Source organism: Clostridium sp., from assembly GCF_036646415.1.
Taxonomy (GTDB): domain Bacteria; phylum Bacillota; class Clostridia; order Clostridiales; family Clostridiaceae; genus Clostridium_J.
Genome location: NZ_JAVXMF010000006.1, coordinates 26,565 through 52,827, shown reverse-complemented (window position 1 = coordinate 52,827; position 26,263 = coordinate 26,565). Strand labels below are relative to the sequence as shown.

20 protein-coding genes are annotated in these 26,263 nt (G+C 31.4%); 19 read left to right on the top strand and 1 reads right to left on the bottom strand.

Going from position 1 to position 26,263, the window contains the following annotated elements:
• Positions 1 to 11 precede the first annotated feature (11 nt).
• The 19 genes from RSD37_RS06240 (at position 12) to RSD37_RS06150 (ending at position 25,653) form a co-directional block, all read left to right on the top strand.
• Complete coding sequence (locus RSD37_RS06240; protein ID WP_346945853.1) at positions 12 to 851, top strand: SPOCS domain-containing protein; 840 nt, start codon at positions 12 to 14, stop codon at positions 849 to 851.
• A gap of 176 nt (positions 852 to 1,027) precedes the next feature.
• Positions 1,028 to 2,110, top strand: a complete 1,083-nt coding sequence (locus tag RSD37_RS06235; RefSeq protein ID WP_346945852.1) for a glycosyltransferase — start codon at positions 1,028 to 1,030, stop codon at positions 2,108 to 2,110.
• A gap of 416 nt (positions 2,111 to 2,526) precedes the next feature.
• Entirely contained in the window at positions 2,527 to 4,056 is a 1,530-nt protein-coding gene (locus RSD37_RS06230; RefSeq protein ID WP_346945851.1) for an extracellular solute-binding protein, read from the top strand.
• A 14-nt stretch (positions 4,057 to 4,070) separates the two neighbouring features.
• Positions 4,071 to 5,873, top strand: coding sequence for a sensor histidine kinase (locus RSD37_RS06225; protein ID WP_346945850.1), 1,803 nt, complete (start codon positions 4,071 to 4,073; stop codon positions 5,871 to 5,873).
• Positions 5,860 to 7,461, top strand: a complete 1,602-nt coding sequence (locus tag RSD37_RS06220; protein WP_346945849.1) for a response regulator — start codon at positions 5,860 to 5,862, stop codon at positions 7,459 to 7,461. Before RSD37_RS06225 ends, RSD37_RS06220 begins: the two co-directional genes overlap by 14 nt.
• A 259-nt stretch (positions 7,462 to 7,720) precedes the next feature.
• The gene (locus RSD37_RS06215; RefSeq protein ID WP_346945848.1) at positions 7,721 to 9,217 is read left to right on the top strand and encodes a sugar ABC transporter ATP-binding protein; all 1,497 of its coding nucleotides are present in this window, start codon (positions 7,721 to 7,723) and stop codon (positions 9,215 to 9,217) included.
• Positions 9,218 to 9,221: 4 nt separating this feature from the next.
• Positions 9,222 to 10,247, top strand: a complete 1,026-nt coding sequence (locus RSD37_RS06210) for an ABC transporter permease (RefSeq protein ID WP_346945847.1) — start codon at positions 9,222 to 9,224, stop codon at positions 10,245 to 10,247.
• 65 nt (positions 10,248 to 10,312) lie between these two features.
• The gene (locus tag RSD37_RS06205; protein WP_346945846.1) at positions 10,313 to 11,299 is read left to right on the top strand and encodes a sugar ABC transporter substrate-binding protein; all 987 of its coding nucleotides are present in this window, start codon (positions 10,313 to 10,315) and stop codon (positions 11,297 to 11,299) included.
• Positions 11,300 to 11,372: 73 nt separating this feature from the next.
• On the top strand, positions 11,373 to 12,413 hold the full coding sequence (locus tag RSD37_RS06200; protein ID WP_346945845.1) for an NAD(P)-dependent alcohol dehydrogenase: 1,041 nt from the start codon (positions 11,373 to 11,375) through the stop codon (positions 12,411 to 12,413).
• Between the two features lie 23 nt (positions 12,414 to 12,436).
• Positions 12,437 to 13,951 (top strand): xylulokinase, encoded by a 1,515-nt coding sequence (gene xylB, locus RSD37_RS06195; protein ID WP_346945844.1) that lies wholly within the window; start codon positions 12,437 to 12,439, stop codon positions 13,949 to 13,951.
• Between the two features lie 415 nt (positions 13,952 to 14,366).
• A complete protein-coding gene (locus RSD37_RS06190; RefSeq protein WP_346945843.1) occupies positions 14,367 to 15,194 on the top strand; it encodes an ABC transporter permease in 828 nt (275 codons plus the stop codon).
• Between the two features lies 1 nt (position 15,195).
• Positions 15,196 to 15,978, top strand: coding sequence for an ABC transporter permease (locus RSD37_RS06185; protein ID WP_346945842.1), 783 nt, complete (start codon positions 15,196 to 15,198; stop codon positions 15,976 to 15,978).
• Positions 15,979 to 16,008: 30 nt separating this feature from the next.
• A complete protein-coding gene (locus tag RSD37_RS06180; protein WP_346945841.1) occupies positions 16,009 to 17,040 on the top strand; it encodes an ABC transporter ATP-binding protein in 1,032 nt (343 codons plus the stop codon).
• Positions 17,041 to 17,087: 47 nt separating this feature from the next.
• Positions 17,088 to 18,158 carry an ABC transporter substrate-binding protein gene (locus tag RSD37_RS06175; protein ID WP_346945840.1) on the top strand — a complete coding sequence of 357 codons (1,071 nt, stop codon included), beginning with the start codon at positions 17,088 to 17,090 and terminating at the stop codon, positions 18,156 to 18,158.
• Positions 18,159 to 18,250: 92 nt separating this feature from the next.
• The gene (locus RSD37_RS06170; protein ID WP_346945839.1) at positions 18,251 to 19,960 is read left to right on the top strand and encodes an adenine deaminase C-terminal domain-containing protein; all 1,710 of its coding nucleotides are present in this window, start codon (positions 18,251 to 18,253) and stop codon (positions 19,958 to 19,960) included.
• 138 nt (positions 19,961 to 20,098) lie between these two features.
• On the top strand, positions 20,099 to 21,424 hold the full coding sequence (locus RSD37_RS06165; protein ID WP_346945838.1) for an amidohydrolase: 1,326 nt from the start codon (positions 20,099 to 20,101) through the stop codon (positions 21,422 to 21,424).
• A 307-nt stretch (positions 21,425 to 21,731) separates the two neighbouring features.
• Entirely contained in the window at positions 21,732 to 23,405 is a 1,674-nt protein-coding gene (locus tag RSD37_RS06160; RefSeq protein ID WP_346945837.1) for a sensor histidine kinase, read from the top strand.
• A 4-nt stretch (positions 23,406 to 23,409) separates the two neighbouring features.
• The gene (locus RSD37_RS06155) at positions 23,410 to 24,111 is read left to right on the top strand and encodes a LytTR family DNA-binding domain-containing protein (RefSeq protein WP_346945836.1); all 702 of its coding nucleotides are present in this window, start codon (positions 23,410 to 23,412) and stop codon (positions 24,109 to 24,111) included.
• 105 nt (positions 24,112 to 24,216) lie between these two features.
• A complete protein-coding gene (locus tag RSD37_RS06150; RefSeq protein WP_346945835.1) occupies positions 24,217 to 25,653 on the top strand; it encodes a carbon starvation protein A in 1,437 nt (478 codons plus the stop codon).
• A 139-nt stretch (positions 25,654 to 25,792) separates the two neighbouring features.
• Here RSD37_RS06150 and RSD37_RS06145 read toward each other — a convergent pair whose 3' ends face one another.
• A complete protein-coding gene (locus RSD37_RS06145) occupies positions 25,793 to 26,131 on the bottom strand; it encodes a GNAT family protein (protein WP_346945834.1) in 339 nt (112 codons plus the stop codon).
• Positions 26,132 to 26,263: the final 132 nt, after the last annotated feature.

Below are 26,263 nucleotides of genomic sequence, written 5' to 3'. Positions count from 1 at the left end.
GGGATTAAACTATGTATTGTAAATGTAACCACGGATATAATTATCAAGTAGTGGGACTATGTGATGACCCATCAAGATTTGACACACAAGAACAAGAGCCATGGACACAAATCATAGTTCCAGAAATTTTACAACTTCCAGATTGCTACCCTGATATTGAAGATTTAGAAAGAATTTATATTAATGTAAAAATAGAATCTGCTAGAGTTATAGAAACACCTAGCAAGGTCGATAGTAGTGGTGTATTAGTAGAAAATGCAGAAGGTACAACATTAACAGGAAGAAAGCTTTTAGTTGATGGGATTATATGCCAAACAATAGTATACACAGCAGATACCTGTGTTCAATCTCTTCATTCAGTTAATTTCCAACACCCTTTCTGCACCTATATAGTTATACCAGATGATGAAACGCCAATAGAATTAACTAAATATTGTGTTGATGTATGTGTAGAAGATGTATTTGCAAAGGTTTTAAATAGTAGAATTATATTCAAGAGTGTAGCATTATTCCTAAAGGCTACTATTGCTGAAACAACTTGCTGTGAAGAAGAAGATGCAACAGCAATAGTTGCAGGAGTAATTAACTATGGTGGCATTGATCCTGCATTAGTTTTAACAGTTAAATTATATAGAGGATCTAATGTATTTGTAGAAAAGACTACTTTAGCAGTAGCAACAGGTGTGCAAAACTCATATGCATTTAGAAATCTTTGCCCAGGAACCTATACTGTTGTATTTGATGTTGATGAAAGTAAATATACCATTGGAACAACACCTGGAAATGCAACTGTTACAGTTGATTCAGGTGAAATAGGTAGTGTAGATGTTACAATTAGTGATTTACCATAGAAAATAATATACCCTTATGTAGTATAGAAAATAATATACCATTATTTAGTATAATATGGTATTTATAATAGATAGATTTATGTTTAATTAACAAATTGAAGGGAGTACTTAATTAATAGGTATTCCCTTTACCTTATATATGTAGAATAGTGAAGTGCAGAGAGGGGTAGAGTATTATGAATAAAATTTCCATAACCTTATGCATTATTGTAAAAGATGAAGAAGCTGTTATTGAAAGATGTATAACATCTATAAAGGAGGCTGTTGATGAAGTAATAATAGTTGATACAGGATCAACTGATAACACTAAGAAAATTGCAGAAGCATTAGGTTGTAAGATTTATGATTTTCAATGGATAGATAATTTTGCAGCAGCGAGAAATTATGGATTTAGTAAAGCAACTAAGGATTATATAATGTGGCTTGATGCAGATGATATAGTTGAAAATGAAAGTGTTAAAAAATTAATAGCTTTAAAGAATGATTTTGATATAACAATAAAGTCTGTAACTATGAATTACATTTTAGGACAAGATTCTGATGGAAATACAACAAGTTCATTAAGAAGAAATAGATTAGTTAAAAGAAATTGTGGATTTAAATGGATTGGGGCAGTACATGAATACTTATCTGTGGAAGAACCTACTATTAATGCTGATATAGATATAATCCATAAAAAAGATAAGCATTACACTGATAGAAATCTAAAAATATTTAAAAATCTTATTTCAAAGGGAGAAGCTCTATCTGTAAGAGATATGTTCTATTATAGTAATGAATTATATCACAACGGGCTATGTGATGAAGCTATAAAAGAATATAATAAGTTTTTAGAGCTAAATGAAGGTTGGGTAGAAGATAGAAAAATAGCTTGTAAAAATTTGGCTGACTGTTATGTGATTATGGGTGATATAGATGGTGCTTTGAAGGCTCTTTTTAGAAGCTTTGAGTTTGATGTTCCAAGAGCAGATTTTTGCTGTAGCATTGGGGATATACTTTTAGAAAGAAATTTAATTGATGCAGCTATATTTTGGTATGAAGTAGCAGCAAAGTGTATACCACCACAGGGATATTTAGCACTAATGAACAAAGGTTACTATACTTGGATTCCACATCTTCAGTTATGTGTTGCTTACTTTAAAAAAGGTGATATAAATAAATCGATATATTATAACGAGGAAGCAGCTAAGTATATACCAGATAACCCTAAAATAGAGTATAATAGAAATTTATTTAATAGGATACAGAGAAGAGAATAACAGGAGTATAGAGAGAGAAAAAAGAGGCTGACTTAGAATGATTTTAGAAATCATTTTTAAATGGAACCTATAGAGTTGACACCTTGAAAAAGTGTATATTTCTATGGGTTCTTATTTTTATAATTTAATTAATATTTAAGCTTATAGTTCCAATATTTAAATCAAATAAATAGATATCTTTCTCTGAAGTTTTAATACTTATATTATTACTTCATATATCAGATTTAGTATTCATGTTCACAGAAGAGCTAAGGGGTATATATTTCTTTGTTTATCATATAATGATTATTTTTTCTTAATATTTTTTAATAGAGTAACATTTTTATGAAAAAATAGTGATTTAATGATTTAAATATGGAGAAATATTATGTATAATGTAGCTAAATGGAATAGTATTTCATATAAAAAGGAGGAAGGTGATTATTATTAGAAATAAAGGAATATATACTTTAATTATAATTATGGTTGCAACAATGATTTGCTTAACTACTTATAGTGAAAACATAATAATGGCTAAGGCGGAAGATAATGAATTAATTAGTAATAACCTTAAAGCACCTTTTTATCCATGGGATTATGAATTACCGAATATAGAGACACCGAAGGGATTTAATTGGAGAGAATTTGAGGGTACTACCCTTAATTTTGTAGTAGAGAATAATATAAATGCTAATATTCTTTCTAGAGAATGTAGAAAGTTTACAGAGAAAACAGGTATTAGAGTAAACATTAGACCAATGGATTATACTACAATGATAGAAAAGATAAACACTGATTTCATATCACAAAGGGGAAAGTTCCAACTTGTTTATGTAGATCCATATCAAACTATTAACAGGTTTTATAACAGTCTAGAGGATTTGAATTTATATAATAATGATCCTAAGATGCCTCATATACCAGGTGGAATTGATGATTTCTTTGATGACCAGGTAAATATTTTATCTTATTTTAGTGATAAAAATAAGTTATGTGCGATACCTTTTGATACTACAACTATGATTTTCTTCTATAGAAAAGATATTTTTGAAAAATATAGGGAACAGTTTATAGCGGAGAATGGATTTGATTGGACTCCAGGAGAAAAGGATTTCACTTGGGAAAGGTATTGTATTGTTTCTAAGTGGATTGATGAAAATGTTCCAGATGAAGAAGTTAAATATGGAAGCGCACAAATGGCTCAATTACATAATTCAGTATATTGCGATTTTTCAAATGTTCTTGCATCCTATGGAGGAAATTATTTTGATGATCCTTATGTTAATACATTAGGCATAGAAAAACCTAAGATGATTTCAGTACAAAATGATAAATTTGAAGATGGATTAAATATGTACAAGCAGATGGTGGAAGTGGGAGCACCAGATAGCCTTAATTGGAATTGGACAGATACTGCAGAGGCATTTAAAAATGGTGAAGTTGCAATGATGGCAAACTGGGATGAGAATGCGGCTGTAGCGGAAAATCCTAATATATCTAAGGTGGCAGGCAAGGTAGGCTATAGCATCTTGCCTTATGGCACTGAGAAAAGTGCAAATATATATGGAGGGGCAGGCATAGGAATTAATAGCAATGCTACAGAAATTGAAAAGAAGGCTGCCTGGTTATTCATAGTTTGGGCTACAGCACCTCAGACACAAATTATGGTTTTAGGGGAACCAGAGGGTGGAAGTATGCCCCCGAGAAAATCTGTGTACAATAGTATGGAGGTACAAAACATCATAGAAAGTGTAAAAAATAATACAAATGAAATAAGTAATTTAAATCATTTACCTACATTGCTAGAGGTTTGGAAAGCGGATAATGTATATTTTAGATCTAAGATAAGTAACTTCTATTTTGTAGAACAAATAATTATTAATAATGTAAGAGATATGGTAAATAATGATTTAGATCCTAAGGTAGTAGCAGATAAAATCTTCGAAGAGTTGAGTTTACTACAATGAATAGTGGGTATAAAATGAAAGCTTTATGGATTAGAAAGAGTTTTAGAAATAAGTTGTTAATTACTTTTATTTTATTAGTATTTATACCTATTGGATTTATATATATTATTTATAACAATGTGATGAAATCTATTATTACTGCAAAGTATAGTGAATCTGCAAAGCAATCCGTATACGAAGCAGGGAGTAATATTGATTTTATAATTGATAGCATTGCAGACCTATCAGATATGGTTATTACTAATAGAGATTTTATAGAAAACTTAAAAGATTCATCATTGCAAAGTAATGAGGAATTAAATAATATACTTAGAAATTTTTGTACTACAAATGAGCAGGTAGACAGTATATCCCTCATAGCTAAAGATCAGATTTATGATGTGGGAACTATTAAAACTTGTGTGCAAGAAGGAATGGATATTAATGATATTAATAAAACCCATGGAGAGTTAGTGTGGATTGATACAATACCTGTTAAGGTTAAAATATTGTCGGGAGAAATTACTAAGAATTATTTTTCGTTGGGAAGAAAGATAATAGATTTAAATAGCTTAAGGGAAATGGGGATAATATTTATAGATGTAGATGAAACCATATTAGAGGATTCTTACAAGAGTCTCATTACAGAGGAAAGTAGCGAATTATTTATTTGTAATTCCGAGGGTCAGATTATTAGTCATTCTAATAAGGAAATCATAGGAAAAAATATAGAAGATAAAAATTATGCAGTAGAAGTTCTATCCTCAAATAAAGATGTAGGGTCAATTGAGTTTAAGGATGATGAAGTTGAAAAGGTATGCATATATTCTAATATTACATTGCCTAATTGGAAAATTGTAAAGATTGTATCTAAGGAATATCTATACAAAGAAATTACAAATATGCAGAGATATATGTTTATAGGTGGAATAATTTATGTAATTATAACCATACTAATTTGTTTATTCTTTTCATCACAGATTTCAAGACCTATGGTAAGTATGAAAAATATGATGAAGAAAGCTGAAGATGGAGATTTAGGTGTGCGTATAAATGTGGAGCGAATTGATGAGATTGGGGAACTAGGAAATAGCTTTAATAATATGATTGGAAAGATGAATGAAGTTGTTGATAAGCTAGTTGAAGAGGAAAGAATTAAAAAAGAGTTAGAACTTGAGACATTGCATGCACAGATTAATCCACACTTTTTATATAACACCTTAAATACTATAAAATGGATGGCTAAGATACAAGGTGATAAATCCGTAAGTAATGCAGTAACTTCACTTATAAAGCTCCTTAGGGTAAGTATAAACTTAGGAAAGGAAATGATTACTCTAGAGGATGAGATAGACTATGTTAAAAATTATATTAATATACAAAACTTAAGGTTTAATGAAAAAGTTAACATAGTTTATAACATTGATGAAGGGTGCTTTAAGTGCACAATACCTAAATTAATTTTACAGCCCATTGTAGAAAATTCCTTGATATATGGGATTAGGGAAGAGGAAGAAGATGACCCATTGAAGATATCTATAAAGGCATGTATTGAGGGGGAAAAATTAATTATCATTGTAAAAGATAATGGACCTGGCATTAGTGATGAAGATATAGAAAAAATCTTTAGTAAAGAAAAGGATGTAAATAAGTTTAGTAAAGTTGGATTAAATAATGTAAATCAAAGAATAAAGCTTCATTGTGGGGAAGAATATGGAATTAACATAGGTAATAGAAGTAAACTAGGTACATACGTTAAGGTGGAGGTTCCTAGGATTATAATGAGTAAACCTACTGGTGACTTTTTAGTAGATAAAGAGGGTGATGAAAGTATATAAGGTTTTAATTGTAGATGATGAGGTTCTTGTAAGAATAGGGTTAAAATCAACAATAGATTGGAATAGCATAGGATTTGAAGTTATAGGTGAGGCTCCAAATGGTGAGAAGGCTTATGAAATGTATAAGTTATATAACCCAGATGTGATTATAACAGATATAAAAATGCCTAAGAAGGATGGTTTATGGTTAACTAAAGAAGTAAGGAAAGAAGATAATTTAACTCAAATACTTGTGTTAACCTGCTATGATGATTTTACAAATGTAAGACAAGCATTAAAGTACGGAGCTAATAATTATATTCTTAAATCAGAGGTAGAGGATGAGGAACTTGTAAATACTATGCTAGATTTAAAAAGAAATTTAAATGCTATGGATAAGGTGGGTTTAGGTAGGGATAAGGCAAGTGAAACCTTGATGAAGACTAAAGAGCAGCTTATTGAGTATCTTATAGATGGTTCGAGTTCCTTTGAGAGTGTAGACCTTAAGGATTTTAAACAGGTGGATTTTAATATTGATGAAGGAAAATATTCTATTTTAGGTTTCTTTCCTGAAGCCAAGAATATGACTATTTCTACTGAAGGAAAAGAAAGTAAAAATGTTAAAAATGCTATGTTGGAACTCATAACATGGGTATTTTCTAAGGAAAAAATACAATGTATTGTAAAGGAACAGGGAGAGGGGTTTTTATATCTTATATCCAAGGAAGATATAAAAAATAGCCAGGTTCAGGAGGTAATTAAGTATATAAAAACCACTGTAATTCAATACTTTAATATTAAGTTAGATATAATCTATACACCTATATTTTGTGACCTTAGGGAATTTCCAAGTAGATTTAAGGAATGGGTGGATAGAACTAAAGATATATTCTATTTGCCATTAAGTTCCACAGTAGAAACAAGGGAAAAAAGAGAACTAAATGATATAAATATGTTAAAGTTTGAAAAACATTCAAAAGGTGTTTTAATAAACTTTATAGAAGAATGCAACCTGGAGGAAGGCAAAAGTTATGTACAGAGTATAGAGAAGGAAATAAAAAATTGTAAAATATCAGAGTTATCATGTAAACTTATGTACTGCAATATTGTTGCTAGTATATTAGAAAAGTATGAAGAGTACTTTGAAGGAAGTGATTATGTGACTTTATATCAGGGGTATTATAATAAGATTATGGATTCTACTAGAATTATATTTATATCAGAGCTAATGTGTAAATTTATAGAGGAGATATCTCAGCTAGTTTTACGAATAAGGGATCAGAATTCTAAATATATAATAAATAAAGTTGTGGAATATATTGAAAAAAATTATTCAAATAAAGTTACACTAGAAGATATATCATCTCATATTAATCTATCTAAACAATATGTATCATTTTTATTTAAAAAGGAGACTGGGATAAATATTTCTTCTCATATTATTAAACTTCGTATAGATAAGGCAAAGGAAATGATTATTAAAGGGGAAGATAGTATGAAAGTTATCTATCAAAGAGTAGGATTTACTGACCAACAGTATTTTTATAAAACTTTTAAAAAGGTCACAGGATTAACCGTAGGTCAATACAAGTACAGTATACAACAATAAATAAAGTGTAGCACATAAATACTATTCAACTATGTTGAGTAGTGTTTTTTTTATAAAGTATGAGGTTTAATGAACAAAATGTAAAAAATCATATTAATATATTACACAAAAATATTAATATATTACATAAAAAAGTTTGTGAAAAATTAGGTGAGAATAATTTACACAAAACCACAGTTATTTTCCATTATGGGTTAATAACTTTTTTATTATAATTAAGCCATCAAGTGAAATTAAAAGTTTATAAGGGGGGATAAAGGTGGAGAGTAATATACCAAAGCTAGAATTAAAAGGCATACAGAAGTTTTTTCCAGGGGTAACTGCATTATCTAATGTAAGTTTTTCTGTTAAAAAGGGAACAGTTCATGTGCTTTGTGGTGAAAATGGAGCAGGTAAATCTACACTTATGAAGATAATAAATGGGATATACCAACCTGATGGTGGAAGCATTCATATAGATGGTAAAGAAGTTAAGATACAGAATCCTATTGAAGCTCGTAAGCATGGTATATCTATGATATTTCAAGAGTTAAATTATATACCTGAAATCACCATAGAGGAAAATATATTTTTGGGAAGAGAGCCAGTAAATAAGTTAGGGAAAATCAACTGGAATAAGATTAGAAAGGATACGGAAGAGCTTTTAAAGCAAGAAAATTTACCTTATTTGCCAACAACTCAGTTTAAAGATCTTACAGTATCAGATATACAGATGCTAGAAATACTAAAGGCTATGTCTTATAATTCAGAGGTTATTATCATGGATGAGCCTACATCTGCAATAACTAGAAAAGAGGTAGGAGTTCTATTTGAAAAAATCGCTGAACTAAAAAGTAAGGGTGTAAGTATAATATACATATCCCACAAGATGGAAGAAATCTTTAAAATAGCTGATGAAATAACAGTTATAAGAGATGGAGTTGTTATTGATACTAAGCCAGCCAGTGAGTTAGATATAGACAAGGTTATTTCACTTATGGTAGGACGTAAAATTACGAATGCCTATCCTAAGGAAGATGTTAAAATCGGAGAAACCATGTTAGAGGTTAAGGAATTAACTGATGGAAAGCACTTTGAGGATATCAATTTCCATGTAAAAAGAGGAGAAATTGTAGGTTTAGCAGGTCTTATGGGAGCGGGTAGAAGCGAAGTAGCCAGAACAATATTTGGACTAGATCCATATCTGTCAGGTGAGATTAAAGTTAAGGGTAAGGAAGTTAAAATAAAAAATGTAGAAGATAGCATTAATAACGGCGTAGTTATGCTGTCAGAAGATCGTAAGAGATATGGAATTGTAGGAATTAGAAGTATAACTGAAAATGTATCCATGTCTAATTTAGAGAAATTCTTTTATAAGGGTCATCTCCATAGTAAAAAAGAAATTAGCAGTGTATCTAAGATATGTAAACGAATGAATGTTAAAACTCCTAGTTTAGAAACATCAATTGATTCTCTAAGTGGAGGAAATCAGCAGAAAGTAGTATTTGCAAAGTGGATGCTTAGAAATCCAGATGTTCTTATACTTGATGAACCAACAAGAGGAATAGATGTAGGAGCAAAGTACGAAATATATAAACTTATAACAGAACTTGCAAAAGAAAATAGAGCAGTGCTAATAATTAGTTCGGAATTACCAGAGCTCATAGGTATGTGCGATAGAATCTATGTTATGGCATCGGGAAAAATTACTGGAGAAATAGATAGAGAAAACGCTACACAAGAAGCTATTATGAAATTAGCTACAAGGGGGGAATAGAAGAATGAAGATGATAGATATTAGACATAAATGGTCAAGGACCTCAAGTAAATACAGTATTTACATTGTATTACTTGCTATGTTTATGGCCTGTTCTGTAATCAGTCCTGTGTTTTTATCAACAGAAAACTTAACAAATATATCAAGACAAATATCTATAACAACTATTATTGCTTTTGGTGAAACAATTCTAATTATATGTGGTCTTATAGATTTATCCGCAGGTTCAGTTCTGGCTTTGTCAGGTCTGCTTTCCGTTGCTGCTTATAAGGCTACAGGTTCTTTAGAATTAGCAATATTAACGGGAGTACTTGTAGGTGTTATTTGTAACTTTATCAATGGAATAATGATAACTAAGTTTAAAGCGCCTCCATTTATCGCAACTTTAGCTATGCAAACTGTAGCAAGAGGTGCAGCTCTATTATTTACTAATGGGCAAAATATTTATCAAATAGGAGATTTTATTGTATTAGGACAAAGTTCTATAGGATTTATTCCTATCCCTGTAATATTCATGTCTGGAATTACTCTTTTAACTTGGTACATTTTAAAACACACAAAGCTAGGAAGATGTGTTTACGCTGTAGGTGGTAGTGAAGAGGCTTCAAGAGCTTCAGGTATAGACGTAAATAAAACTAAGATGAAGGCTTATCTTATAAATGGTGTATTTGTTGGAATCGCAGGTGTGCTGTTTATGTCTCGTGTTAACGCTGGACTTCCCAATGCAGGTATAGCAGCAGAATTTGAAGGAATGACAGCTGCAATAATCGGTGGAACAAGTTTCACTGGTGGAATAGGAACTGCTGGTGGAACACTTGCGGGAGCATTCATTATGGGATTCTTAAACAATATAATGAACCTAGTAGGAATACAATCTTATATGCAACAAGTAGTAAAGGGAGTAATTATTGCACTTGCAGTAATTTACGATATAAAATCTAAAAACAAAAGAGAAAACAGGAAATTAGGCAATAGTGCTGAGAAAACTAAGGTGAAAACCGTAGTAGAAAGTAGTGGAGGTTCTGTTTAATTTAGATTAAGTCAAAAACAAAAATTAAAAATTAAAAATAATATTATTAGGGGGAGACAATTATTATGAAAATAAAGAAAATACTAGCCTTGGCAATGTCATCAATATTGGCATTATCACTTACCGTAGGATGTTCTAATGCTTCAAAAGAGGATTCGGCTGTAGAGGGTGAAAAGACTTATAAAGTTGCATATATTGCAAGAGCCCAAGGAGATTCTTTTGCTGCTTGGCTTGCAAATGCAGTAAAAGATGAAGTGTCTGAAAACTATAAAGATGTAGAGGTAGATATATTTGATGGAGATAGTAAGAATGAAGTTATAGCAGCTCATATCGAGAATGCAGTTACAAAGAAATATGATGCAATTCTTCTTCAACCATTTGACTCTGAAGCACAAGTAGCACCAGCAATGGCAGCTATGGACAAAGGTGTTAAAGTTATTACAGTAAATAATCGTATTAATGATAATGATAGAGCAGCAGCAGTAGATGCAGATCCAGTTGATCAAGCTGCTAAAAATGCAAAACTTGCTTTAGATCAAATTCCTCAAAATGGAAAAGTTGTAGTTTTAATGGGGCCAGCAGGTAACATGCACTCTGATAAGAGACGTGAAGGATGGCAACAAGAGTTCTTTGCAAAGAGACCAGACGTTAAAATCTTAGATGAACAAATTGCAAATTGGAACAAAGATGAAGCAATGAGATTCATGGAAGACTGGATTCAAACTTATGGAGAAATTGATGCCATAATTGCTATGAATGATAACATGTGTGTAGGAGCGCTTGAAGCAGCTAAAGCAGCTGGAAAGACAAATATGTTAGCTTATGGTGTTGATGGAACAGCAGAAGCTTGCCTATCTATAAAAAATGGTGAAATGACATCAACAACTCTTCAAAGTGCTTACGAGCTTGCAGAAAAAGCTGTTAAGTTAACATATGATGTTATGACTGGTAAAGTAGAGCGTGATACTATAATGGTAGATTGTCCATTAATCACAAAAGATAATGCTGATGAGTATATAGAAATTCATAAAAAAGCAGGTAATATAGACTAATAAAAAAATATAGGCCTTGCACGACTTTGTGCAAGGTTCTTCTATAATTGAAGTTAATTTAGGGGGAATAAAGATGATAAACAAGGCAGTATATATGTGTGGAACTCATAATATGGAAACAAGAGATATTGAAGTTTCAGCTCCAAAGGATAAGGAAGTACTTATAAAATTAGAATATGTAGGAATTTGTGGTTCAGATGTACATTACTATGAACATGGTAGAATAGGAGATTTCATAGTAGGTGGAGATTTTATTTTAGGTCATGAATGTGCGGGAGAAATAGTTCAGATAGGCTCAGCAGTTAAGGATTTAAAAGTTGGAGATAGAGTTGCATTAGAGCCAGGTCAAACTTGTGGTCAATGTGAATTTTGCAAGAGTGGTAAATATAATTTATGCCCAGATGTAGAGTTCCTAGCAACACCACCATATCATGGTTCTTTGATGAACTATATAACATACCCAGAAAATATGTGCTTTAAACTACCAGAGAATGTATCAACTAAGGAGGGCGCTTTAGTTGAACCTTTAGCAGTAGGACTACATGCTGTATCACAAGGAAACGTAAAATTAGGGGATACAGTTGTGATTTTAGGTGCAGGTTGTATAGGTCTAGTAACTTTATTAGCTTGTAAGGCATATGGGGCTACAAATGTTATTGTTATAGATGTTATAGACAAGAGATTAGACTATGCCTTAAAGTTAGGTGCTACGGAGGTTATAAATGCCAAAAATCAAGATGTATTATCTGTAATAAATGAGATTACAAATAATGCTGGTGTTAATGTGGTTATCGAAACAGCAGGATCAGAGCACACAATAAAGCAGACACCTTACTTAGTAAAAAGAGGTGGAACTATTGTATTAGTAGGACTTGCACCAAAGGACATAATTGAGTTTGATTTCATGCAAATAATGACTAAAGAAGTTGAAATAAAAAGTGTGTTTAGATATAGAAATATATATCCAGCAGCTATAGGAGCAATTTCAGATGGGAAAATAGATGTTAATGGAATAGTTACTCATGAATTTGATTTTAGTGATACCAAGGAAGCTTTTGACTATGTTATAGAAAATAAAAATGATGTAGTAAAGGCAGTTATTAAGCTTTTGTAATTTTGATTGGAGTTGGCTAGAATATGAAGTATTTATTAGGTATAGATATTGGAACCTCGGGTACTAAAACAGTGCTCTTTGATAGGGGAGGAAATCCTATTTCCTCTTCCACAGCAGAATATCCATTATATCAGCCAGAGATTGGATGGGCAGAGCAAGATCCTCTAGATTGGTGGAAGGCAGTATGCACAACAATTAATGCTGTTATAAAAGATAGTAATATAAATCCAGAATCAATTAGTGGTATTGGCTTATCAGGTCAAATGCATGGTTTAGTTATGCTAGACAGTGATAGCAATGTATTAAGAAAGTCTATTATCTGGTGTGATCAGCGTACAGCCAAGGAATGTGTTGAGATTACAGAAAAAGTTGGAGAAAAAAGATTAATAGATATTACAGCAAACCCTGCACTTACAGGCTTTACAGCATCAAAAATACTTTGGGTTCGAAATAATGAGCCCGAAATCTATGAAAAATGTAGGAAGATATTATTACCTAAGGATTATATAAGATACATGCTGACAGGTGAATTTGCAACGGAGGTATCTGATGCATCAGGAATGCAGCTTTTAGATATTAAAAATAGGTGCTGGTCTAAGGAAGTTCTTAATGCCTTAGATATTCCTATAGAGTACTTAGGAGATGTTTATGAATCAATTGTAGTCAGTGGAAAGGTTCATAAAAAAGCCGCTGAGCTTACTGGTCTTAAAGAGAATACCCCAGTTGTAGGTGGAGCAGGAGATCAAGCAGCAGGTGCGATAGGAAATGGTATTATAAAAAGTGGACAAATATCTTCAACTATAGGTACTTCAGGAGTAGTATTTGCACATTTAGATCACCCTGTAATTGATAAAAAGGGAAGAGTGCACACCTTTTGTCATGCAGTACCAGGTGCATGGCACATGATGGGAGTAACTCAAGGAGCAGGACTTTCTTTAAAGTGGTTTAGAGATAACTTTTGCCCAAATGAAATTGAAGTGGCAAAAAATATGGGAATCGATCCATATGTACTTATGACTAAAGAAGCAGAAAAAGTACCCGCAGCTTCAAGAGGAGTAATATATCTTCCATATATAATGGGTGAACGTACACCTCACTTGAATCCTAAAGCAAAAGGTGTATTTTTTGGAATTTCAGCTGCTCATACAAAAAATGATATGTTAAGAGCTGTAATTGAAGGAGTATCCTATTCTCTTTTAGATTGTATGGAAATCATTAAAGAAACAGGAATGAATCCTACTAATGTTATGGTATCAGGTGGAGGCGGAAAAAGTGAACTATGGCGCCAAATACTATCAGATATGTTTAACTGCAAGGTATCTACAAATAAGTCATCAGAAGGACCAGCATTAGGGGTGGCATTACTTGCAGGGGTTGGAACTGGTGTATACAAGGACATAAATGAGGCTTGTAGCATAGCAATTTCTGAAAATAGCATACAATATCCAAAGGAAGAAAATTCACTGATATATAAAAGATATTATGAGATTTATAAGAAGATATATAATGATCTCAAGGGAACTTTTGAATTATTATAATAGGTTAATTCTCTTATATTCTATGGATTTAAAAAGGGGCACCTCTTAGGGGTGCTCCTTCTTAATTTTATGATGATTCAGAAGATGGTTAAGTCGTGTTAACTACTAAAGCGTTAACTTTAGAAACAGAAGATTCAGAGTAAATAGTAAGTGGAACTAGCAAAATGTTTTGAAAAAGAATTTTCTTAGGGGATGATATAAAATTATAGTTCAACTTTAAAAGAAAATACAGGTGTATTAGAATTGTTTTTTAAATGACTCTAATACACATTTTTTACGAACTAAAACAGAATAAAATTAAAAAATGTTTGACTTTAACTTGAAAACTTGATAAAATAAACACGAACAAAGTCGAAAGGTTCGGTAAAATTATTCGTGAGCTTTATATATTAGGTTTGATGGAGGAGTAAGTATTATGAAGAAAAGATGGACATATATATTATTTGTTCCATGTTTAGTTTTGGTTTTATATTTCTTAATAGTTCCGCTTATAAGCACTGTAATTCCAACATTTAGTATCGAGGGAAGTTTCGGATTAGGAAATTATATAAACTTTTTTAAAGATGAATATATGATGAGAATATTTTCAAGAACTTTAAAGGTATCATTAATATCTGCACTAATTTGTATGATAGTGGGGGTGCCAACAGCTTACTACATATCAAGAACTTCTAAAAAACTTAGGGGATTATGTATGGCTATGATTATTTTCCCTATACTTACAAACTCAGTTGTAAGATCCTTTGCATGGATGAGTATACTTGGGAAAAATGGAGTAATAAATAATCTGCTATTAAAATTAAACATAATTAGTGAACCATTATCGTTATTATATACAGAGGGTGCAATAATAGTTGGTACGGTGTACATATTTTTACCATTAATGATAACTTCCCTTGTGGGGGTCATGGAAAACATAGACAAGGATTTATTAGAAGCGGCAGAGAGTTTAGGTGCCAATAGATTTAAAGCGTTTTTGGAGGTTGTATTTCCTTTAAGTGTGCCTGGATTAATAGTTGGAACAGTTCTTGTATTTACAGGTTCTTTAACAGCTTATACTACACCACAATTATTAGGTGGGAATAAGAATACTGTACTAGCAACTCTTATATATCAGAAGACTATGACTTTAGGTGATTGGCAAGGAGCTGCGGTGGTATCTACTATAATGATAGTTACTACATTAATAGTTATAAAAGGTATAAACTATCTAGCTGGAAAGTTAGATAAGAGAGGTGTTTAATATGAAAAAAAATAAAGCTTTAACAGCCTTTGTGTTTTTAGTATATATATTTTTATTTGCTCCACTCATAATAATAGCTCTTACTAGTATAGGGACAGAGAGCTATATAGCGTTTCCTCCTAAGGGATTTAGCTTACAGTGGTTTGCAAATATTTTTAAATCCAAATCTTTTATGAGTACTATGGGTACAAGCTTTATTATATCAATAGTGGCAACATTCACGGCATTATTAATTGGGATGCCTGCTGCTTATGGTTTAAGCCGGATGAATTTTAAGGGAAAGAATATTCTTAAAAATTTCTTCTTTTCACCCCTTATAATACCGGGAATAGTAGTTGGATTTTCACTGTTTCAATTCTTAATAGTAAAATTACAATTATCAATATATATAAGTTTGTTTATAGGACATACACTAGTAATTATTCCTTATATAATTAGAGTTGTTGGGTCAAGCTTGGAGGTTTTTGATTATTCCATAGAGGAAGCTGCCATTAGTTTAGGATGTACTAAGTTTAAAACATTCTTTATGGTGGTTATGCCAAATATTACTTCGGGAATAATAGCCGCATTTATGCTTGCTTTTATAAATTCATTTAACAATGTACCTGTATCAATATTTTTAACGGGTCCTGGAGTTAGTACTTTACCAATAACCATGATGAGCTATGTGGAATATAACTATGATCCAACGGTTTCAGCATTATCAGTATTATTGATGTTAATAACTGTAGGAATAATGTTTATAGTAGAAAAAACTTTGGGATTAAACAATTTTTCAGCTTAAATATTTTGATAATACTGGAGGGACACAAATATGGATTTAATTAATTTAAAAGATATAACAGTATCCTATGATGGAAAAATGAATATATTAGAAAATTTAAACTTGAAGGTAAAAAAAGGTGAGTTGGTTTCATTGCTAGGTCCAAGTGGATGTGGTAAAACTACGACTTTGAGAGTAGTTGCTGGATTTATAGAACCTGTTAAGGGTAGTTTTAATTTAGATAATAAGGATTACACTAACATTTCAGTACATAATAGAAATTTCGGATTAGTATTTCAAAGTTATGCATTATTTCCACACTTAAACGTAGCTGAAAATGTAGCATTTGGATTAAAGATGAAAAAGGTTCCTAAAGCTGAGATTAAGGAGAAGGTAGCTAATATATTAGAACTTGTAGATATGTCACACCTAGCAAAAAGATTTCCAAAGGAGCTATCTGGTGGTCAAAGGCAAAGGGTTGCTATAGCAAGAGCTTTAGTTATAGAACCGAGTTTATTGCTCTTAGATGAACCACTAAGTAACCTAGATGCTAAGCTAAGGCTTAAGATGCGAGTTGAGATAAGAAAAATTCAACAAAAATTAGGGATAACAACCTTATTCGTAACTCATGATCAAGAGGAATGTTTTTCAATATCTGATAGAGTTGCAGTAATGAATAAAGGGTTAATTGAACAGTTTGACACTCCAGAAAATATATACTCTAATCCAGCTACAGAGTTTGTAGCAAGGTTTGTAGGTTTTGAGAATTTTATAGATTTAGAGAAAATATCAAAGGATGTTTATAAAACTTCATTAGGACATAAGTTCGAAATTCATAGCCTTAATGAAAGTGTTAATGTGAAAGCAACTATAAGACCGGAGGATATTAAAATTGTTGAGGAACGTAAAGAGAACACTGTAGAAGGAAAAGTTGAAATAAGAACTTTTTTAGGGAAATCATATCAGTATAACGTAAATACAGAAGTAGGTTCATTAATAGTAAATAGTGAGAATGATATAATTTATAAACAGGGAGATATCATAAAGCTACAACTTCCTAAAAATAAAATAGTTTTAGTCTAAAATGTATTTTAAAAAATTAAAATAAACAAAAGCAGGGGGAATTATTTATGTTAAAAAAATCGTTGGCAGTAGTACTATCATTAACTTTATCAATGGTTGGATTAGTAGGGTGTGGATCTAAGGACAGTGGTTCTGATGAAGGAGCTTCTAATAGTGGAGAGAAGAAAGAACTTGTAATATCAACCTTCGGACTAAATGAAGATAAAATGTGGGAAAATTTATTTACTCCTTTTGAAAATGAATATGGAGTAAAAGTTGTTTTAGAAACAGGAAATAACTCTGAAAGATTAACTAAGCTTAAAAATAATCCAAACTCTAATGTGGATTTAATTGTTTTGGCTCAGTCATTCTCACAAGAGGGGATAGATGCAGGATTATTTGAACAGTTAGATTATAGCAAAATTCCTAATAGTGAAAAGTTAAATCAAAAGGCACAAGTAAGTGTAGAATCAGGCTTTGGACCAGCTCAATCACAAAACAGCATAGCACTTATAGTTAATACAACAGCAGGTATTGAAGTGAATACATGGGAAGATTTATGGAAACCAGAGTTAAAAGGTAAAATAGCTATACCAGATATAGCTACAACTAATGGACCAGCTATGGTTCAAATAGCAGCTAAAAAAGCTGGAGTAGATATTAGCACAGATAAGGGTGAAGCTGCCTTCAAAGAATTAGAAGCATTAAAGCCTAACATAGTTAAAACTTATTCAAAATCATCAGATTTAGCTAATATGTTTGCTAGTGGAGAGATTTTAGTTGCAGTAGGTCCTGATTTTGCTTATGGGAATATAGTGAAAGCATGTCCAGATGCTAAATATATAGTGCCAGAATCAGGAACGTATTTAAATTTTAATACTATAAATATGAATAAAGATTCTAAAAATAAAGATGCTGCTTATGACTTTTTAAACTTTGCATTAAGTGAAGAAACACAAACAAGAACAGCTAAAGGTTATTCAGAGGCTCCAACTAATGGAGATGTAAAATTAAGTGACGAAGAAGCTAAGAACTTAACTTATGGACCAATGGTTGATAGTGCACATACAATAGATTTTAAAGTTGTTAATCCTTTGATGACTGAGTGGATTGATAAGTGGAATAGATTAATGAACTAATGTTTAAAATGTGGAAGATGATATTAAGTTATTATTACCAGTTTTATATGTAGGTTAATGAACTAATGTTTAAAGAGTGAGGTATTGTATTCATGGTAGTTGATTATATTATAAGAGATGTTCAGGTGTATAATAGTTATTTTAAGAAATTTACCCATGGTGATGTAGCTATTAAAGAGGGTAACTTTGTATATATAGGTAAGAACTATGAAGCTCAATTATTTACAGATAGAATAATTGAGGGTAAAGGTAAGTTTATGGTTCCAGGTCTTGTAGATATACACATGCACATAGAAAGCTCCATGACTACTCCGAGTGAATTTTCTAAATGGGCAATAAAACATGGGGTCACCACTGTAGTGGCTGATCCCCATGAAATAGCTAATGTATTTGGAGTAGAGGGCATAAAGGAATTTATAAAGCATGATGAAAAATTAGATATTTTTTATGGTATACCTAGCTCGGTGCCATCAACATCACAACACCTTGAAACTACAGGTGGAATTATAAGTGATGAAGAGGTAGATGAGCTTTTGTGTTATGAAAAAGTATTATGCCTTGGGGAAGTGATGAACTTTAAGGATTTAATTGAGGATGAAACTTCACAGATAAACAGAATAATTAAATCTGTGAGAGAAAAAAGAAAAAACATTCCTTTAGAAGGTCATTGCCCAAGGATTGATGGCGTTGACTTAGCTTTATATATTTATAGAGGTGTAGATGGAGATCATACCCAGCAAAGTGTGGAATCTATAAAAGAGAAGATAATGAACGGAATGTTTATGGAAATACAACATAAATCTATGTCTGAAGATAATATAAAGTTTTTGATAGACAATAATCTATATGAACACTTCTGTTTAGTTACTGATGATGTAATGGCAGATAGACTAAAGGAAGGACATTTGAATCTTCTACTTAAAAAGGCTGTTGAACTTGGTATGAAGTTAGAGGATGCTATTTATGTCAGCACATTTACTCCAGCTAGGAGAATGGGACTTTTAGACAGAGGGGCTATAGCACCAGGAAAAGTGGCAGATTTTCTTTTGATAGAAGACCTTGAGGAGTTTGAAATAAACGCTGTTTATAAAGGTGGAGACCTTGTTTATGAAAGTAATAAGAGCTGGAAGGAAGAATATTTTAATAACATTTCTACCTTTCCTAGTAAATTTTTTAATAGTGTGCAATTAGATTCTATCACAGAAGAACAGTTAAGGCTAAGACATGAAGGTAATAAATCTAAAGTGAAATGTAGGACTATGGAAGTTACTAGAACCACTACATTTACAAAAGAAGGGGAAATAACACTTCAAGTTAAGGATGGACAGGTTGCATGGCAAAATGAAGATTGTGCTTTAATAGCTGTCTTTGAAAGATACGGTAAAAATGGGGGAAGTGCATTTGGGATAGTTACTGGGGATATAATAAAATGCGGTGCAGTTGCAACTACTTGGGCTCATGATCACCACAATCTAATGGTTATGGGACGAAATATTCAAGATATGGTTGAAGCCGCAAATAAGGTAATAGAAATGCAAGGTGGATATGCCGTAAGTAATAATGAGAAAATTATAGCTTCAGCATCACTTCCTATTGGAGGAATAATAAGTAATGCTCCAATAGAAGAATTAGGAGAAGACCTTAAGAGTGTAAGAAGTGCCATGAAAGAGTTGGAATATAATCATAACAATGAGATAATGTCCTTTAGTACCTTATCATTGCCAGTAAGTCCAGAACTCAAGATAACGGATAAAGGACTAATAGATGTTAAGAAGCAAAAAGTGGTTTCTTTATACAAGTAGAGGTTTATAATAAGTAGGATTTTTCATATATATAAAGTTCCTAATGGAAGTGGAACTTTATATATATGAAAATCCTATTTACATATGTAGAGCTTTTGGAAGTTTGAGTTTAATTCACATGGTTAAAGGAGATAAAAGATGAGTAATTTTAAATTAATACATAATATAACACTTATTACTATGAATGAAAATAAGGATATTATAGAAAATGCAGCGGTAGTTATTGAAGGTGATACAATTATTTATATTGGTTCTGTGGAACTTTATGAAAAGTACAAGGTAAAAGAAGATATTGAAATTATTGATGGAGAAGAGGGTATTTTAATGCCGGGAATGATTAATTGTCACACCCATGGGTCAATGATTCCTTTTAGAAGTTTAGCAGATGATTATCCTGATAGATTAAAGAGATATCTATTTCCATTAGAAAAAAAATGTATGAATAAGGAACTTGTTTATATTGGTGCTAGATATGCAATAAGTGAAATGCTATTAGGTGGAGTTACTACTTTTTGTGATATGTATTACTATGAAGATGAAGTAGCAAAGGCTTGCAAGTCTATGGGAATGAGAGGAATTCTATGTGAGACTATCTTAAACTTTCCTTCACCAGATTCTGAGAAGCCTTATGGTGGAATAGATTATGCTGTAGGTTTTATAGAAAAGTGGAAAGAGGATAGTTTAGTAACTCCAGGGATAGCTCCTCATGCACCATATACTAATAGTACAGAAAAATTGAAGCTTGCTTATGAAATCTCAAAAAAATACCAAGTACCATTTACTATGCACGTGGCAGAAATGGATTATGAGGTAGAGCAATATAAAAAAGATTATGGATTAACACCTGTACAGTATTTAGAAAGTATAGGCGTCTTGAATGACGGATTTATATCAGCTCATACTGTTTTAGTGAATGATAAGGATATAGAGATACTTAAGGCTCATAATGTAGGCATATCACACAATATAGGTGCTAACTCAAAGGGCGCTAAAGGTGTTATGCCTTTAATGAAAATGAAGAGTAAAGGCATAAATATAGGGCTGGGTAGCGATGGACCTATGAGTGGAAACACTATTGATATTATGACACAAATGAGTCAAGTAGGAAAAATTCATAAACTAATAAATAATGATAGGTCTTTATTGCCAGCTACTGAACTTATGGAAATGGCTACTATAAATGGAGCTAAGGTATTAGGGATAAGTGATAAGGTTGGTTCTATAGAAATCAGCAAGAAGGCAGATTTAGTGATTATTGAAACAGAGTCAGTTAATATGCAGCCTATATATGATTACTTCTCAGCTGTGGTTTACTCAGCTAATCCATCTAATATTAGACATGTAATTATTAATGGAGAAATAGTTGTGAAAAATAGAGAAATCCAATCGGCAGATTTTAATGAAATAAGAACTGCTTTAATAAAGCAAACAGATAGGATTAAAAATATAGCAATGACTTTGTAAAAGGCCAAAGACTTTAACCAGATGTTAGAGGCCAAAGTTAAAGTAGATAAAAAATCAGTTGGAATATAGGGAAGTTATAAATACAAAGGAAAGCATCTTAAGGTAAAGAGTCTTAAGATGTTTTTATATTTCGTAGAATTATATATTTGTGAAAATTCTAAAGATAACATAAATTAATATCTTTATAAATTGTATAATGTTGTATATACTATTTATAGAAACTTATTTAGGCATCTGAAAGAATAATTAATCAAAGATGAAACAGATATTTTTTCAAGATGCATTGAGTGAAATGGAGTTAATATTAATGGTTGAATTGCTAAGAAATCTTACTAATAATTTAGGTTATGTAATTCTTATTGCTTTCTTTGTTTCAAGGATGGGAAGCTTTAAGAAGATTGTACAAAAAGATAAATTTAAAAAGAGAGATTTAATTATGCTTTCAATAATTTTTGGAGCATTTGGAATTTTGGGAACCTACACAGGAACAGAGGTTAATGGAGCCATCGCTAATACTAGAATTATAGGAGTAATGTCAGGGGGAATACTATGTGGTCCTTTTGTAGGGGTAATGGCAGGGTTTATAGCTGGAACTCACAGATTACTGGTAGATATAGGGGGAATTACATCAATACCATGTACAATAACAACTATAATTTCAGGAATAGTTGCAAGCCTAATACATAAGAAATCAAGTGAAAATAACAAGTGGTTTTATGGGTTAGTTGGTGGGCTTTTAGTTGAAATTTTAGAAATGATTTTAATCCTTACAATGGCGCATCCTTTTAGCAGTACTTTAACCATTGTAAAAAATATATATTTTCCTATGAGTTTTACTAATGCTATTGGAATTGCAATCTTAATATTAATAATTCAAAAGATACTTAAAGAAAAAGAAGAGATTGCAGCAAAACAAGCACAAATTGCTTTAGAGATAGCAAATAAGACCTTACCTTATTTTAGAGAAATGGATGAAAATTCCTTAGAACAGATATGTGGAATAATAAAAGAATCAATTAATGCAGATGCTGTATCTATAACAAATAAAGAGTATATATTAGCTCATGTAGGAGTAGGAGCTGAGCACCATATAAAAGGGCAGAGGATTGTAACAGAAGCTACAAAAAAAGTTATTAAAGAAGGTAATTTACTTTCTTTAATAAATGCAAAGCAGATAGATTGTCCTAATTTGAATTGCCATTTGAAATCCGCAATTATTGCTCCTTTGAAGGAAGGAGATGAAACCATAGGTACATTAAAAATATATTATTGCACCGAGAATGCAATTTCCTTCAGAAATATAAATTTAGCTGTAGGCTTATCCCAACTTATTTCTACGCAACTAGAAATAAGTAAACTTGGAGAGTTAAAGCATATGGCAAATAAGGCTGAAATAAAGGCACTACAAGCTCAGATAAATCCTCATTTTTTATTTAATGCTTTAAATACTATAATCTCATTTATTAGACTTAATCCTAATAGAGCAAGAGAGTTAATTATAAATTTATCCACTTACTTAAGATATAATTTAGAGATAGGAGAAAATCCTGTAGATATTTATCGAGAATTAGAGCAGGTTAAAGCATATGTGGAGATAGAAAAAGCAAGGTTTGGAGAAAAACTTCATATAATTTATAATATTGAAGATGATTTAGATATTAAAATTCCAAGTCTCATCATTCAGCCAATAGTTGAAAATTCCATAAAACATGGTATTTTAAAAGGTAAAGGCGAAGGTGCAGTGACAATTGAAATCAAAAAAATTCAAGGAGACAATATTATGATTTCAATTGAAGATGATGGAGTTGGAATTTCAAAAGAGATTATAGAAAAAGTCTATGAAGGTAAAATGGAAGAAAATAAAATAGGCATCTCAAATGTTCATAATAGATTAAAATATATTTATGGTGAAGGGTTAAAAATAGAAAGATTACAAAAGGGTACTAGAATCAATTTCAATGTAAGTAAACTAAGGGAGTGATGATGTGAACTGTATTATTGTTGATGATGAATCTCCTTCAAGAGAAGAATTAAAATATTTTATAGACAATTTTAGTAATATTAAAATTGTGGATGAGTTTGATGATTCCATTAAAGCTTTAGAGTACATTGAACATAATAAACCGGACATTATTTTTCTAGATATTAATATGCCCAAACTAGATGGTATTGCATTAGGCAAAATTATTAATCACTTTCCCAAACACCCCCTTATCATTTTCATTACCGCTCACAAAGATTACGCTGTAGATGCCTTTGAAATTCAGGCTTATGATTATATATTAAAGCCTTATTCAGAAGAACGTATAGTTAGTACATTAAAAAAAATTGGAAAACTTTCAGATAAAAAAAGTATAAATAATAAAATAACTCTTTGGAAAAACAATAAGATGATAGTAAAGAGTATAATTGATATTTCTTATTGTGAAGCAAGAGAACGAGAAACATTAATTTATATTAATGGAGTTCAATACAATGTAAGTTGTAGCATTTCAGAATTTTACAAAAAACTTCCAAAAGAATTCTTTTATAGAAGTCATAGATCATATATTATTAATACTGATAAAATTACGGAGATAATTCCATGGTTTAACAACACCTTTATGCTAAAGATACAAGGTGAGGAAGTAGATATACCGGTAAGTAGAAACAATATAATTGAGTTTAAACAAATAATGGGCATATAAAAGCACTTGATGTGCTTTTTTTGTTTCTTCATGTATGGAAGCGTATTCAATCATTAAAAATATATTATAATTTTATCAATAAATAATTAATTAGGAGGGGTTCAAATGGTATCATTTATTTTAGCAATTATTGCTCTTATTGTAGGTTATTTTATTTATGGTGAAATTGTAGAGAAAGCTTTTGGGGCAGATGAAAAAATTAAAACTCCAGCTGTGAGGCTAGAGGATGGTGTAGATTTTGTTAAAATGCCTGGCTATAAGATTTTCTTAATTCAATTTCTTAACATAGCAGGTTTAGGTCCTATATTTGGTGCAATTGCAGGGGCAATGTGGGGTCCAGCAGCATTTTTGTGGATTGTCTTTGGATGTATCTTCGCAGGTGGAGTTCACGATTATTTTTCTGGTATGCTTTCAGTAAGGCATGATGGAGCAAGTATTCCTGAAGTTGTAGGTCAATATCTTGGTAAAGGTTTTAAAAACTTTATGAGAGTGTTTTCAGTAATACTTTTAGTTCTTGTAGGAGTTGTATTTGTAACTGGACCAGCAAGTATCTTAAAAGGTTTAACAGGGTTAAATATTACAGTATTAATATATGCTATATTCGCCTATTACTTATTAGCAACAATGGTTCCGATAGACAAGCTTATTGGAAAGATATATCCTATTTTTGGAATTTGTTTATTGGTTATGGCTGTTGGTGTTGGTGGTGCCTTGATTTTTGGAGGATATAACATTCCAGAAATAACACCAGCTAATTTGATAAATATGCATTCAAACCCAGGTAAAAACCCAATATTCCCAATGTTATTCATAACTATTGCTTGTGGAGCTATTTCAGGGTTCCATGCAACACAGTCACCTTTAATGGCAAGATGTATAACTAGTGAAAAGCAAGGTAGAAAAATATTCTATGGTTCAATGATAGCAGAAGGTGTAGTTGCATTAATTTGGGCAGCTGCAGCAATGAGCTTCTTTGGTGGAGTAGAGCAGTTAAATGCTACTATGGCAATAGATGGTCATACATCAGCGTGGGTAGTAAATGAAATTTGTGGAAGCTTACTTGGAAAAGTTGGTGGATTGCTAGCTATACTTGGAGTTGTGGCATGTCCTATAACTTCTGGTGATACAGCATTCAGAAGCGCAAGATTAACAATAGCTGATGCATTTAAATTTAATCAAGGTCCTATTAAAAATAGATTTGTAATTACTATTCCTTTATTTGTGGTAGGGTTCATATTAACTAAGATGGACTTTGCAATAATATGGAGATATTTTGGATGGTCTAACCAAACTTTAGCTACTATAGTATTATGGACATCAGGTATGTACTTGGTTACTAAAGGTAAAAATCACTGGATTGCGACGATACCAGCTACATTTATGACAGCTGTATGTACGTCTTACATTTTAATTGCACCAGAGGGATTTAAGCTTTCTCAAAGTATTTCATATCCAATAGGGATTATAGGTGCAATTGTAGCAATGGTAATTTTCTTAATGGCATCAAAAAAGGTGGAAACAAAAACTAACGTTAAAATGTAAAATCCCTTATAAAATAAAAATTTTGCTAATATAGTAAATTGGTATCTATAGATTAGACACATAAAAAGTGTTTAGCATATAGGTACTTTTTTATAATTAAATTCATTGTAGGGGGAGGTGATTATAAAAAAATTTGTTTTTAGAAGCGAGTACCATTAAAACGTACAAACTCCAATCCATCTTTCGTTTTCTGTAAAACTATCTTATTCTCTTGAAAAAATAAATCATAGGTTTTGTCAGACAGGAATTTTCTGTTTTTCAAACAATCATACCATTTACACAGGTCATAAAAATTCGTTACTATTGCTCCGGCTCCAATGCTTTTGTATAAATTATAAGCTACTATATTTCCCTCAACTATACTTAAATATATAGTATTTACCCTATATTTTTTAAAAACTATATCAATGAGATTTTTCATTGCAATTTTTCCAAATTCTTTGCCATGATATTTTTTGTCTACCATTTTTATATGCATATTATAACATATTTTCAAATAATGTGCTATTCAATTTCATGTATTTTATATGAACCACATATACAAAAAAATATATTAATTCAAAAACTCTAATTATTTACTAAATAGCAAAAGCAAAGTATAATAGAATTA

What these genes read in the sequence shown, in the direction of transcription:
- RSD37_RS06170 (WP_346945839.1), top strand. Translation starts at nt 18,251, where the DNA reads ATGGTAGTTGATTATATTATAAGAGATGTTCAGGTGTATAATAGTTAT.
- RSD37_RS06185 (WP_346945842.1), top strand. Translation starts at nt 15,196, where the DNA reads ATGAAAAAAAATAAAGCTTTAACAGCCTTTGTGTTTTTAGTATATATA.
- RSD37_RS06175 (WP_346945840.1), top strand. Translation starts at nt 17,088, where the DNA reads ATGTTAAAAAAATCGTTGGCAGTAGTACTATCATTAACTTTATCAATG.
- RSD37_RS06150 (WP_346945835.1), top strand. Translation starts at nt 24,217, where the DNA reads ATGGTATCATTTATTTTAGCAATTATTGCTCTTATTGTAGGTTATTTT.
- RSD37_RS06220 (WP_346945849.1), top strand. Translation starts at nt 5,860, where the DNA reads ATGAAAGTATATAAGGTTTTAATTGTAGATGATGAGGTTCTTGTAAGA.
- RSD37_RS06225 (WP_346945850.1), top strand. Translation starts at nt 4,071, where the DNA reads ATGAAAGCTTTATGGATTAGAAAGAGTTTTAGAAATAAGTTGTTAATT.
- RSD37_RS06190 (WP_346945843.1), top strand. Translation starts at nt 14,367, where the DNA reads ATGAAGAAAAGATGGACATATATATTATTTGTTCCATGTTTAGTTTTG.
- RSD37_RS06145 (WP_346945834.1), bottom strand. Translation starts at nt 26,131, where the DNA reads ATGCATATAAAAATGGTAGACAAAAAATATCATGGCAAAGAATTTGGA.
- RSD37_RS06240 (WP_346945853.1), top strand. Translation starts at nt 12, where the DNA reads ATGTATTGTAAATGTAACCACGGATATAATTATCAAGTAGTGGGACTA.
- RSD37_RS06165 (WP_346945838.1), top strand. Translation starts at nt 20,099, where the DNA reads ATGAGTAATTTTAAATTAATACATAATATAACACTTATTACTATGAAT.
- RSD37_RS06210 (WP_346945847.1), top strand. Translation starts at nt 9,222, where the DNA reads ATGAAGATGATAGATATTAGACATAAATGGTCAAGGACCTCAAGTAAA.
- RSD37_RS06160 (WP_346945837.1), top strand. Translation starts at nt 21,732, where the DNA reads ATGGTTGAATTGCTAAGAAATCTTACTAATAATTTAGGTTATGTAATT.
- RSD37_RS06180 (WP_346945841.1), top strand. Translation starts at nt 16,009, where the DNA reads ATGGATTTAATTAATTTAAAAGATATAACAGTATCCTATGATGGAAAA.
- RSD37_RS06235 (WP_346945852.1), top strand. Translation starts at nt 1,028, where the DNA reads ATGAATAAAATTTCCATAACCTTATGCATTATTGTAAAAGATGAAGAA.
- RSD37_RS06205 (WP_346945846.1), top strand. Translation starts at nt 10,313, where the DNA reads ATGAAAATAAAGAAAATACTAGCCTTGGCAATGTCATCAATATTGGCA.
- xylB (WP_346945844.1), top strand. Translation starts at nt 12,437, where the DNA reads ATGAAGTATTTATTAGGTATAGATATTGGAACCTCGGGTACTAAAACA.
- RSD37_RS06200 (WP_346945845.1), top strand. Translation starts at nt 11,373, where the DNA reads ATGATAAACAAGGCAGTATATATGTGTGGAACTCATAATATGGAAACA.